Source organism: Microbacterium testaceum (assembly GCF_001476285.1).
GTDB lineage: Bacteria > Actinomycetota > Actinomycetes > Actinomycetales > Microbacteriaceae > Microbacterium > Microbacterium testaceum_B.
Map to the genome: position 1 here is coordinate 23,777 of NZ_LDRU01000008.1, position 11,980 is coordinate 35,756.

Genomic DNA, 11,980 nt, shown 5'->3' on the forward strand with positions numbered 1-11,980 from the left:
GTCGAACCTGTGACGCCGACGGACGTCGCACCCGACGAGCAGACCCCTGCGGATGCTGTGGCGGAAGACTCTGCGCCCGCTGACGCCGCACCCGACGATGAGGCTCCCACCGAGCAGGCTCCGACGGATGCGGCGGCGGATCCGGTTGCCGCTGACACCGCACCCGAAGACCCGACTCCCGCCGACGTCGCGATCGAAGAGCCCGTCGTCGCCGACGACCAGGCCGTCGTCGCTGACGCAGAGCCGCTCGTCGACGAGTCGGCGGACGATGCCGCGACGACCGTCGAGGCTCTCATCGCCGACCCGGTCGACACCTCGGTCGACACCCCCGTCGAAGATCCCACCCCCGCAGATGTCGCCGTCGAGGAGCCCGCACTCGTCGACGAGGGCGACGGTGACCCCGATGCCGGCGCGGCGGCCGTGTCGCACCCCGTCGAGGAGCCTTCGCCGGGGCCTGACGATGCGCTCGACGAGCTGCTCACGACCGAGACCGACGAGCCTGCTTCCGGCGATCGTGTCGATGAGTCCGTGGACGCGGACGAAGAGCCGACCGCCGCGACGTCCACGGGCGCCGCAATCGGCGCCGCGGCGCTCGACGGCGCCCCCTCATCGACGGACGCCGACGAGGCCATCCCGGCTCTCGCTCTCCGCAACGTGACCAAGACCTTCGGTGAACTCCGCGCCGTCGACGGTATCGACCTGACGATCCCCGCGGGATCGTTCTACGGCCTCGTGGGTCCGAACGGTGCCGGCAAGACGACCACGCTGTCGATCATCGCGGGGCTCCTGCGGGCCGACGCGGGAACGGTCTCGATCAACGGCGTCGACGCCGCGAAGAACTCGCGCGCGGCGAAGAAGATGATCGGCGTGCTGCCGGACCGCCTCCGCACGTTCGATCGCCTCACCGGGCGTCAGCTTCTGTCTTACTACGGGGCCCTGCGCGGTCTACCTGCCGCTCTCGTCGAGAGTCGATCGGCCGACCTCGCGCGTGCCTTCGATCTGGTCGATGCCCTCGCGCGCCCCGTGTCCGATTACTCGGCCGGCATGACGAAGAAGGTCATGCTCGCCGGTGCGATGATCCACTCGCCCCGACTCCTGGTGCTCGACGAGCCCTTCGAAGCGGTCGACCCGGTCTCGAGTGCGGTGATCCTCGACATCCTCGGCGCCTACGTCGGCCACGGCGGAACGGTCATCCTCTCCAGCCACGGAATGGAACTGGTGGAGCGCGTGTGCTCGCGCGTCGCGGTCATCGTGTCGGGGCAGGTCCTCGCCGAGGGCACGGTCGACGAGGTACGGGGCGAGGCCAGCCTCGAACAGCGCTTCCTCGAGCTCGCGGGCGGTCTCGGCGACGTGGAGGGCCTGGAGTGGTTGCACACGTTCTCCGGCTGAGGCTGGCCATGATGCTCGGTGCCCTGAGGGGCGACCGAGACGACGTCCTCCGCCGAGTAGTGGGCCTCGTGCTGCTCGTCGCGGGCACCGTTTTCGCGGCCGTCAACGCAAGCGGGCTGGGTGAGGTCGATCGCCTCACCGCCGGCGTGGTCACGGTCCTCGCGGGTTCCGCGATCACGCTCGGGTTCGCGGTCGCACCGCCGGTCACGGCATCCGTCGATCCCCTCGATCCACGTCGGTTCGCCGTCGTCGGACCGGAGCCTCGACCCCTTGCCGGTGCGTTGCTGCTCGCCGGCTTCCTGAGCGTCCCGGTTTTCGCGGTGCTGGTGCTCGCCGTCAGCGTCGCGATCGCGTGGAGCGAGCAGGGCGTGGGGGCTCTCGCGAGCGTCGTGTCGATCGTGCTCGGGCTCACGACGTGCGTGCTGCTCGCGCGCGTCAGCATGGCGCTCGGCGCCCTGGTGAAGCGTCCCCGGCAGTCGCGCGAGCTGGCGGGTGTCTACCTCGTCGCCGTGCTCGTGGTGGTCGTGCCCGTCGCGGTCTTCCTCGGCTCCCTCGAGTGGCGAGGGACCGTCCCTTCACAGTTGGTGTCCGCCGCCGAGGCCCTGGCCTGGACGCCCGTGGGGGCGGCATGGGGGATCGCTCTCGCGCCGACGCCGGGTGCCGCCGTCGGGAGTGCTGTCGTGGCTGTCGCCACGGTCGCCGCTCTCACGGCGGTGTGGTTCATCCTGGTCCGCATCCTGCTCACGACCACGCCGCGGCCGGTGGCCGTGCGCGAACGAGGCGGTCTCGGCTGGTTCGCTCTGCTCCCCGGTACCCCGGGGGGTGCCGTCGCCGCGCGCAGCCTGTCGTACTGGCTGCGGGATCGCCGATACCTCGTCAACATCGTGGTCGTGCCGATCGCGGCCGTGCTGTCCATGGTCCCTCTCGTCGTGGCGGGTGTTCCTCTCGAGATGGCGGCGCTCCTGCCGGTGCCGATCATGGCGCTGTTCTTCGGATGGCTGCCCCACAACGACCTCGCGTACGACTCGACCGCCCTGTGGATGCACATCGCCAGCGGCGTCCGTGGTCTGTCCGACCGGATTGGGCGACTGGTGCCGGTGCTCCTCATCGGGCTCCCCATCCTCGCGGTCTCGATCCCGTTGGCGATCGTCGCTCACGGGCGATGGGCGTTCCTCCCCGCGCTGATCGGCGTCTGCGCTGCGCTGTTCCTGTCGGGTCTGGGCCTGTCGAGCATCTCCTCGGTCGTCGCGCCCTACGCCGTGTCCCGGCCCGGCGACAGCCCTTTCCAGCAGCCTCAGCGCACCGGTTCCGGCGGGGTGATCGCGCAGGCGCTCGTCATGCTCGGCTCGCTCCTCGCCGCGTCGCCGGCGATCTGGCTCGCCGGGCGGGCGTTGGCCTCCGACACGGAAGACGCTGTCGGTGCGCTCTGGGCCGGCCTGACGGCCGGAGTGATCGTCCTGGTGGTCGGCATCGCGGTCGGCGCGTTCCTGTTCGAGCGCCGCGGAACGCGTCTGATGGAGTTCGCCGAAGCCACCTGATCGATCGTCGTCGGGCGGGACCGGTCCGCACGGTGCGCTCCGCGGCTACACTGGCAGACCATGAGCACGCCTCTCGACAGTCCTGACAGCGGGGGCCTTGCGACCCTGGATCGTGAGCTCGAGGAGCTCATCCGCGAAGAGAACATCGAGCCGGGTGACCATGAGCGCTTCTCGCACTACGTCAAGAAGGACAAGATCCTCGAGTCCGCTCTCACCGGGAAGCCGGTGCGTGCGCTGTGCGGCAAGAAGTGGACTCCGGGTCGCGACCCCGAGAAGTTCCCGGTGTGCCCGCAGTGCAAAGAGATCTACGAGTCGCTGACCAAGTAGCGGCTGAGCTCGAGTAGCGGCTGAGCCGCCCGTTCCCGCGCGGCTTCAGCCCCTTGGCGTCGCCTCGCGGTACTCCGTCGCCAGGGCGGGGTCGGCCTTGCTGAGAGCGAGCGCTCGCACGGGGAGCTCCTCGCGCACGCGCGCGTGATGAGCCCGTGCGGCCTCGACGCCGCTGGGGCCGAGGGCTGCGGCATCCGCTTGTCCGTCCACCATGAGCGCGACCTGCAGTGCCCGCGCGTCCGGGTGCTCGGCGGCGGTGGCAAGTTCTTCGAAGCCGTCGCTGACGATGATGAGCTCCGACGTGGCCGTGCCCTGATCGAGCGTCCGGAAAGCGGCTTTACGGCCCCCGTGCGACGCCTTCTGCGTCGACGCCTTCGCGACGGCGACCCACGATCCGTCGGCTGCTTCGCGGGCGACGAGCTTGAAGACGAGGCCCGCCGTTGGAACCCCCGAGCCGGTGGCCACCGAGGTGCCGACGCCGTACGAGCCGACGGGGGAGGCCGCGAGGGCCGCGAGGGCGTATTCGTCCAGGTCGCTCGTGACGGTGATCCGTGTTCGGGTGGCGCCGAGCTCGTCGAGGAGGGCGCGCACCTCGCCCGCGACGATGGGGAGGTCGCCCGAATCGATGCGGACGCCGCCGAGCTCCGTTCCCGCCACGCGGACCGCGGTGCGGACCCCCTCCGCGATGTCGTAGGTGTCGATCAGCAGGGTCGTGTCGGTGCCGAGCGCCTCGATCTGGGAGCGGAAGGCGTCCTCTTCGCTGTCGTGGAGAAGCGTCCAGGCGTGCGCCGCGGTCCCCATGGTCGGTACGCCCCAGCGCCGGCCGGCTTCGAGATTGCTCGTCGCGGAGAAGCCCGCGATGTAGGCGGCGCGGGCCGCGGCGACCGCGGCCTCCTCGCTCGCACGCCGCGAGCCCATCTCGGCCAGGGGACGGTCACCGGCGGCCACGCTCATGCGCGCCGCGGCCGTCGCGACGGCCGAGTCGTAGTTCAGGATGCTGAGGGCCAGGGTCTCGAGAACCACAGCATCGGCGAACGTGCCCTCGATCGTCAGCAGCGGCGATCCCGGGAAGTAGACCTCGCCCTCGCGGTACCCGGTCACCGACCCGGTGAAGCGGTAGTCGGCGAGGTGGTCGATGGTCGTGGCATCCACGATCCGGTTGTCGCGCAGGAACCGGAGCTCGTCGTCGCCGAAGCGGAAGTCCTGAATGGCGTCGAGGAGTCTGCCGGTGCCGGCGACGACACCGAAGCGGCGGCCGCCGGACAGTCGGCGCCCGAACACCTCGAACACGCAGCGCCTCGTCGCCGTGCCGTCGCGGAGGGCCGCGTCGAGCATCGTGAGTTCGTAGCGGTCGGTGTGCAGGGCGGTGCTACGCGTCATGGCGTCAGCCTATTGCCGTCGCAGGTTCGTGCCGGCGCGCCGCGGCGCCGTGCGAAACTCCTGAGTTCTCGATCGATTCGTGCAGCAGAACGTGGACGTCGCCGCATCGAACCCCCGTTCTCAGGAGTTTCGCCCACGGGGCGGCCGGGCACCGCGGCCGCGCGACGACCGACGGGTAGGCTGAGTCGCGATGAATGACGCGCCGATCGGGATCTTCGACTCGGGGGTCGGCGGTCTCACCGTCGCCCGGGCCGTGTCGGCACAGCTGCCGCGCGAGTCGATCCTCTACATCGGCGACACCGCGCGCTCGCCCTACGGCCCGAAGCCCATCGCCGATGTCCGCAAGTACGCGCTCGAGGTGCTCGACACCCTCGTCGAGCAGGGCGTGAAGATGCTCGTCATCGCGTGCAACACCGCGTCGGCCGCAATGCTCCGCGATGCGCGTGAGCGGTACGACGTGCCGGTCGTCGAGGTCATCGGGCCCGCCGTGCGTACCGCGATGTCGACCACGCGCAACGGCCGCATCGGGGTGATCGGCACCGTCGGCACGATCGGTTCGCGCGCCTACCAGGACATGCTCGAGGTCAACGAGCGCCTGACAGTCTTCGCCGAGGCGTGCCCGCGTTTCGTCGAGTTCGTCGAGGCGGGGGTCACCGACTCGCCCGAGGTCCTCGCCACGGCCGAGCAGTACCTCGCTCCTCTCCGTCACGCCGGTGTCGACACCCTCGTGCTCGGCTGCACCCACTACCCGTTCCTCGAGGGAGCCATCAGCTACGTGATGGGACCCGAGGTCAGCCTCGTCTCGAGCGACAGCGAGACCGCGAAGGACGTCTACCGTCAGCTCGTCTCGCGCGACCTGCTCGCGAGTCCGGATGCCGTCCCCACCTCCCACTACGAGGCCACCGGCTCCTCGGCCGACGACTTCGTGCGACTGGCCCACCGCCTCATGGGCCGCGAGGTGCGCGACGTGCAGCTCGTGCAGACCGGCGCCATCGACCTGCCGCGCTGAGGCGTGGCATCCACTCCCCGTTCCTCAGGAGGACCCATGACCCGCAAAGACGGCCGTACGACCGACCAGCTCCGCCCCGTGACGATCGAGCGCGGCTGGTCCGCGCACGCCGAGGGCTCGGCGCTCATCACGTTTGGCGGCACGAAGGTGCTGTGCACCGCCTCGTTCACCAACGGCGTGCCGCGCTGGCTGACCGGCAAGGGCAAGGGGTGGGTCACGGCCGAGTACGCGATGCTGCCGCGCGCGACGAACAGCCGCAATGACCGCGAGAGCATCAAGGGCAAGGTCGGCGGCCGCACGCACGAGATCTCGCGTCTGATCGGCCGTGCCCTCCGCGCGGTCGTCGACACCAAGGCCCTCGGCGAGAACACGATCGTCATCGACTGCGACGTGCTGCAGGCCGACGGCGGGACGCGCACCGCGGCGATCACGGGCGCGTACGTCGCCCTCGCGGATGCCATCGCCTGGGGCCGCGAGAAGAAGTTCATCGCGCAGCGTTCCGAGGTCCTCATCGACTCGGTGTCGGCCGTGTCGGTCGGGATCATCGACGGCGAGCCGATGCTCGATCTCGCCTACGTCGAGGACGTGCGCGCCGAGACCGACATGAACGTCGTCGTCACCGGCCGTGGGCTGTTCGTCGAGGTGCAGGGCACCGCCGAGGGCGCGCCGTTCGACAAGGCGGAGCTCGACCGTCTGCTCGAGTTGGGCGTGAACGGCTGCGCCGAGCTCCGCGGCATCCAGACCGCCGCTCTCGAGGGCTGAGATGCCTCGCGTCGTTCTGGCCACGCACAACGCGCACAAGGTCGAGGAGTTCCAGGCGATCGTCGCCGCGGTTCGTCCCGACCTCGAGGTCGTCGGATACGACGGGCCCGAACCCGTCGAGGACGGGGTGACCTTCGCCGCGAACGCGCTCATCAAGGCGCGTGCGGCCGCGGCGCACACGGGACTGCCCGCGCTGGCCGACGACTCGGGTATCGCCGTCGACGTGCTCGGCGGATCGCCCGGGGTGTTCTCGGCGTACTGGGCGGGGCACAAGAAGGACTCGACCGCCAACCTCGAGCTGCTCCTCGACCAGCTCTCCGACGTCGCCGACCCGCACCGCACGGCGCAGTTCGTCTCGGTGATCGCGCTCGTCCGGCCTGACGGCCACGAGGACACGGTCGAGGGGCGCTGGCCCGGACGCCTGGCGATGGCGCCCGCCGGGCCGGGTGGATTCGGATACGACCCGATCTTCCTTCCCGACGGCCAGGCGCCGGGTGAGGAGCGGACCGTGGGGGAGTGGTCCGCGGATGAGAAGAACGCGGAATCCCACCGGGCGCGGGCGTTCCGTCACCTCGTGCCCCTCTTGGAGACACTCTGACCGTGTAGGAAGGAAGCGTGAAGCCGCTCCCGTCGGTGTCGATCATCGTGCCTGCCTTCAACGAGGAGGCGGTGATCGCGCAGTGCCTCGAAGCGATCGTCCGGCAGACGGTTCCCGCCACCGAGGTGCTCGTCGTCGACAACCGGTCGACGGATGGCACGCGGGCCGTGGTCGAGCGATTCATCGCGGAGCACCCGGGTTCCGGCATCCGTCTCCTGCGTCAGGACGAGCGGCAGGGTCTGGTGCCGACCCGGAACCTGGGGATGGATGCCGCGACCGGCGACGTCCTCGGACGTATCGACGCCGACACCGCGATCAAGCCCGACTGGGTCGCTCAGGTGTCGCGGGTGTTCGCGTCGGGCGAGGTCGACGCCGCCTCGGGTCCGGTCGAGTACTACGACCTGCCGCTCCGGGCTATCGGTCAGCAGATCGACGATGCGTTCCGTCGCCTCCAGGTACGTCTGGCGGGGGACTTCGTCTTCCTCTTCGGCAGCAACATGGCCGTGCGGGCAGACGCCTGGCACGACGTGCGAGAGCACCTCTGTGACGACGAAGAAGACATCATGCACGAAGACCTCGACATCGCCGTGCACCTCGCTCTCGCCGGCCGCCGCATCGGGTACTTCTCGAACATGGTGGCCGGCATCGGAGCGCGGCGTCTCGACGACCGGCCCCGCGATTTCCGCCGGTACATCGATCGTTTCGAGAACACGTACTCGGCTCACGGCATCCGTGATGTGCGCCTGCGCGCGCCGATGGCGATCTTCCTCGGGGTGTACCCCGCGTTGCACGCGCACCGGCGGATCCAGGCGCAGCTCGCGGGACTGCGGCGCTGAGCCGTCGAGAGCGACACCCGTTCTCATTCCCGACTACCGCGAAAACACGCGGGTGATCGCGCCTCCCACCTAGCCTGGAGCTATGCACGATCACGCTCCCGCCGGTGGCATCCGCGATGCCAGCAACCGGCGTCTGCTCGCCACCGCCCTGACGCTCACGGCGTCGGTGATGGTCGTGCAGATCGTCGGCGCGATCCTGTCGGGCTCCCTCGCGCTGCTCGCCGACGCCGCGCACATGTTCACTGACGCCGCGGCGCTGGTCGTCGCCCTCGTCGCGACGGCGATCGCCTCGCGCCCCGCGGACGACCGCCGGACCTTCGGGTATCAGCGCGCCGAGGTCCTCGGGGCGCTCGCGAACGGCGTGATCCTGATCGTCCTGTGCGCCTGGGTCGGTATCGAGGCCGTCCAGAGGCTCCTGGCCCCCGCCGAGGCCGAGGTCGAGGGCGGTTTGATGCTCGTCGTGGCCGCGGTCGGCATGGTCGCGAACGCGATCTCGATGTGGCTGCTCGGCCGAGCGCAGAAGCGGAGCATCAACGTCCGCGGCGCGTACCTCGAGGTCCTCGGCGACCTCGTGGGGTCCATCGCGGTGATCATCGCGGCGATCGTGATCGTCACGACCGGTTTCACACAGGCGGATGCCATCGCCTCCCTGCTGATCGCGGTCCTCATCGTCCCGCGGGCCCTCGGCCTGCTGCGCGAGGTGGTCGTCGTGCTGACCGAGTCGGCGCCCGTCGACGTCCAGGTGGCGGAGATCCGTCAGCATCTGCGCGACACCGACGGTGTCGTGGACGTCCACGATGTCCACGTGTGGCAGCTCACGCGCGGGGCGCCGGTCTTCAGTGCGCATGTGATCGTCGAGGACGCGGCGTTGACCGACGGGCGCGCGGCGCGCATCCTGGAGTCATTGCAGGGGTGTCTCGCCGACCACTTCGATGTGGAGCACTCGACCTTCCAGCTCGAGCCGGCGGGCCACGTCGAGCACGATTCGCGTCACGCGTAGCTCCGCCGGACCTCGCCGCGCCGCGCATCGCGGTTTCGATGTGTCAGTACGGTCCCGGAGCGCGGTAGAGCGTGGCGTACTCGGCGTCGCAGGAGGTCAACACGAACCCCTTGGCCCACCCGTAGCCGAGGATCAGCTTGCCGTCAGGGTAGAGGCGCGTGATCTTCCCCTCCGTCTCGATGTGGACGAAACGGTCCGCGTCCATCCACCACCTCGCGTCTCCCGTGGTGACGGCAGCATCTCCCGACACGCACAGCCGTCCGGCCGCGTTCCGCTGGACGTCGTCTCCGACGGTCACTGCAACGAGCTCCGCGCTGCCGTCCGTTCGAAGAGTGAGCGACGAGCCCTCGGCGGTATAGGTGACGGGGAGATGGACTTGATGCTCGAGCGTGGCGAGAGCATCCGCCGTCTTGACCGACGCATCGATTTGACCGAGAGCGAAGAAACCCACGACGACGATGATGGCGGTGGCCGCCCACGGCAGCCATCGGCGGTGGCGACGACGATGGCGTGCCAGCAGAAAAGTCAGCAGCGACAGGACGATGATGACGCCGAAACCGGCGATCCAGATTCCGGCCAGCTGGAGGTCGAGATCGTCGATGAACACGCGACCAGGCTAGCCAACACGACCCGCACAGCGTCGCCGGAACGACCGACCCCTCAGCCCTCCCGCACCACCTCGTCCGGGCTCTTGTCCGGCCGCAGCCCGCGCCAGCGGGCCTGGCGCAGGATGCCGTCCGGAGTGAACTGCGCGAACTCCACCTCGGCGACGAGTTGTGGTCGAACCCAGATCGCATCCCGGGCGTCGGCCGCAGGGACGCCCACGAACGGGTCGGTGTCGCTCCCGAGCGGTCCGAGGAGCTCGCTCAACCGTCCGAGGGTCTGCTCCGTGAAGCCCGATCCGACGCGACCCGCGTAGCGAAGCCCGTCCGCGCTCGGCACGCCCACGAGCAGCGAGCCGATCGTGCCGCGGCGATTGCCCTTGCCCGGACGCACTCCACCGATCACGACCTCCTGCGTCCGGGTGTGCTTGACCTTGAGCCACTGCTCCGATCTTTCGCCGCGGCGGTACGTCGATCGCGGGTCTTTCACCACGACCCCCTCGAGGCCGAATCGGCCGCTCGTCGCGACAGCGGCATCCACATCGTCGAACACCGGCGGAACGACGATCGGAGGTCGGGCGTCTCGCGTGAGCGCCTCCAGGATGCCGCGGCGTTCGGCGAGCGGCAGGGCCGAGACGTCGCGCCCGTCCGCGGCGAGCACGTCGAATAGGTACAGCTGTACGGGGGTGCGGCGCGCCTCGCGCTCGATCTCGCGTGGTTGGGCGAGGTTCATCCGCTTCTGCAGCAGCGGGAAGCTCGGCCGCCCCTGCGCGTCGAGGGCGACGATCTCGCCGTCGATAACCGCGGGGTCGGGTCCGAGGCCGAGGTCGACGGCGGTCAGGTCGGGGTACGTCGCGGTGAGGTCGTTGCCGTTGCGTGAGCGCAAGCGCAGGCGATGGCCGTCCCAGAGACCGATCCCGCGGATGCCGTCCCACTTCATCTCCACCCACGCGCGGTCCCACCGCTCGGCGGCGGCGCGGGCGATTCCGGGTGTCGCCGACACCGCCAGCATGGGGCGGAGATCCGCCGCGGCCGGCAGGGACGGCTCCGAACGATCTGCGCCGCCATCGCCGTGGTCGAGGGGGACGACCGGCTCGCCGTCGCTCTGCGGCCGGCCCGCGGCATCCGTCTTCATGCGGTGGAGAAGCCACTGCGACTTCTCGCCGTGTCCTTCGGTGCGGATCAGCGCCAGGCGCACGCGGCCGAGGGGACCGTCGTCGCGGCCCTGAAGGGTGGCGATCACCTCGTCGTCACGCCATTTTTCGAGCTCGTAGGTACCCGTTTCCCAGACGGTCATGATGCCGGCCCCGTACTCGCCGCGGGGGATCTCGCCGGCGAAGTCGAGGTACTGCATCGGATGGTCCTCGGTCATCACCGCGAGGCTGTTCTTCGCCGTCGTCGCCGGCACGCCCTTGGGGACGGCCCAACTGACGAGCACGCCGTCGTGTTCGAGCCGCAGATCCCAGTGCAGGCGCGAGGCGTGGTGCTCCTGGATGACGAAGCGGGGGAGTCCCTTCGCCGCGTGCTCTGCGTGCGGGGCTTCCGGGACAGGTTCGGGGGTCCGGGCCGCCGTGCGCTTGGAGATGTACGAGCGCAGGGGACCGGCGTCGCGTTCGACCGCTGCGAGCGGATCGCCCGCGCGTTCGAGAACCTCGGTGAAGAGCAGGTGTCGGAGCCCCGGATCGTCCAGTTCTTCCCACGTGCGCGGAGCGGCGACCGTCGGCTGCGCGCGTCCGCGGAGCGAGTAGGGCGCGATGGTCGTCTTCGACCCGTTGTTCTGGCTCCAGTCGATGAACACCTTCCCCGGACGTGCTGCCTTCGACATCTGGCTCACGACGAGGTCGGGGTGGTCGGCCTCGATCGCCCGCGCGAGCTCCTTCGCGATCGCGCTGGCCGCCTCACTCGTCGGTCGACCGTCGAGGTGGGCGTAGAGGTGGATCCCCTTGCTGCCGCTGGTGACCGGCAGAGGGTCGAGACCCATGTCGTTCAGAATCGCTCTCGCCCATCGGGCGACCTCGGCGCACTCGGCGAGACCGACGCCCGGACCGGGGTCGAGATCGAGCACCAGCCGGTCGGGATTCCGCCGTTCCCCCTCGGGCGAGAACCGCCATTGCGGCACGTGCAGCTCAAGACTCGCGACCTGCGCGAGATAGACGAGCGTGGGGAGGTCGTCGACGAGGGGGTAGTCCTTCGCGCCCGACGAGTGGTCGATGGGAAAGCGGCGCACCCACGCGGGAGCGCCGGGCTCGAGGGCTTTCGCGAAGAACGGTTCAGCCGGATCGGCCTCCGTGCCCACGCCGTCCGGCCAGCGTTTGCGGGTGACGGGTCGTCCAGAGACGTGGGGGAGCAGGCGCGGGGCGATGCGCGAGTAGTAGTCGATGACCTCGCCCTTGGTCGTCCCGGTCTCGGGGTAGAGCACCTTGTCGAGGTTCGACAGGCGCAGCCGGTGACCGCCGATGCGCACCGTCTGCTCCGTCATCGACCCAGCGTAGAGCGGGGAGGGGGCCGGATGCCGAGGGGGTTGCGGGCGAGGCTCGTG

At 70.0% G+C, this 11,980-nt stretch carries 11 protein-coding genes; 8 read left to right on the forward strand and 3 right to left on the reverse strand.

The features are described 5' to 3' along the window. Window positions 1-9 precede the first annotated feature (9 nt). The 3 genes from NS283_RS19150 to NS283_RS02110 are packed head-to-tail and all read left to right on the forward strand — an operon-like array spanning window position 10 to window position 3,254. On the forward strand, window positions 10-1,389 hold the full coding sequence (locus NS283_RS19150) for an ABC transporter ATP-binding protein (protein ID WP_241492170.1): 1,380 nt from the start codon (window positions 10-12) through the stop codon (window positions 1,387-1,389). Beyond that, a complete protein-coding gene (locus NS283_RS02105; RefSeq protein ID WP_058595230.1) occupies window positions 1,365-2,927 on the forward strand; it encodes a hypothetical protein in 1,563 nt (520 codons plus the stop codon). Before NS283_RS19150 ends, NS283_RS02105 begins: the two co-directional genes overlap by 25 nt. Before the next feature lie 60 nt (window positions 2,928-2,987). Next, window positions 2,988-3,254, forward strand: coding sequence for a DUF3039 domain-containing protein (locus NS283_RS02110; protein ID WP_043363140.1), 267 nt, complete (start codon window positions 2,988-2,990; stop codon window positions 3,252-3,254). A 45-nt stretch (window positions 3,255-3,299) separates the two neighbouring features. On the opposite strand, the gene NS283_RS02115 is transcribed toward NS283_RS02110, so the two are convergent. Further along, window positions 3,300-4,634, reverse strand: coding sequence for a nicotinate phosphoribosyltransferase (locus tag NS283_RS02115; protein WP_058595231.1), 1,335 nt, complete (start codon window positions 4,632-4,634; stop codon window positions 3,300-3,302). Between the two features lie 190 nt (window positions 4,635-4,824). Between NS283_RS02115 and murI the strand changes: the two genes are divergently transcribed. The 5 genes from murI to NS283_RS02140 all read left to right on the forward strand — a co-directional run bounded on the left by murI (window position 4,825) and on the right by NS283_RS02140 (window position 8,839). Continuing rightward, window positions 4,825-5,643: a glutamate racemase gene (gene murI, locus NS283_RS02120; RefSeq protein WP_058595232.1), complete on the forward strand. Its 819-nt coding sequence runs from the start codon at window positions 4,825-4,827 to the stop codon at window positions 5,641-5,643. 36 nt (window positions 5,644-5,679) lie between these two features. Then, a complete protein-coding gene (rph, locus tag NS283_RS02125) occupies window positions 5,680-6,405 on the forward strand; it encodes a ribonuclease PH (RefSeq protein ID WP_058595233.1) in 726 nt (241 codons plus the stop codon). A gap of 1 nt (window position 6,406) precedes the next feature. Continuing rightward, on the forward strand, window positions 6,407-7,003 hold the full coding sequence (rdgB, locus tag NS283_RS02130) for an RdgB/HAM1 family non-canonical purine NTP pyrophosphatase (RefSeq protein WP_058595234.1): 597 nt from the start codon (window positions 6,407-6,409) through the stop codon (window positions 7,001-7,003). Between the two features lie 17 nt (window positions 7,004-7,020). Next, window positions 7,021-7,839, forward strand: coding sequence for a glycosyltransferase (locus tag NS283_RS02135; RefSeq protein ID WP_058595235.1), 819 nt, complete (start codon window positions 7,021-7,023; stop codon window positions 7,837-7,839). Between the two features lie 82 nt (window positions 7,840-7,921). Further along, on the forward strand, window positions 7,922-8,839 hold the full coding sequence (locus NS283_RS02140) for a cation diffusion facilitator family transporter (RefSeq protein WP_058595236.1): 918 nt from the start codon (window positions 7,922-7,924) through the stop codon (window positions 8,837-8,839). A gap of 43 nt (window positions 8,840-8,882) precedes the next feature. Here NS283_RS02140 and NS283_RS02145 read toward each other — a convergent pair whose 3' ends face one another. Both NS283_RS02145 and NS283_RS02150 read right to left on the reverse strand, forming a co-directional pair. Then, complete coding sequence (locus NS283_RS02145) at window positions 8,883-9,446, reverse strand: hypothetical protein (protein ID WP_058595237.1); 564 nt, start codon at window positions 9,444-9,446, stop codon at window positions 8,883-8,885. Window positions 9,447-9,499: 53 nt separating this feature from the next. Continuing rightward, window positions 9,500-11,920 carry an ATP-dependent DNA ligase gene (locus NS283_RS02150; RefSeq protein WP_058595238.1) on the reverse strand — a complete coding sequence of 807 codons (2,421 nt, stop codon included), beginning with the start codon at window positions 11,918-11,920 and terminating at the stop codon, window positions 9,500-9,502. Window positions 11,921-11,980 lie beyond the last annotated feature (60 nt).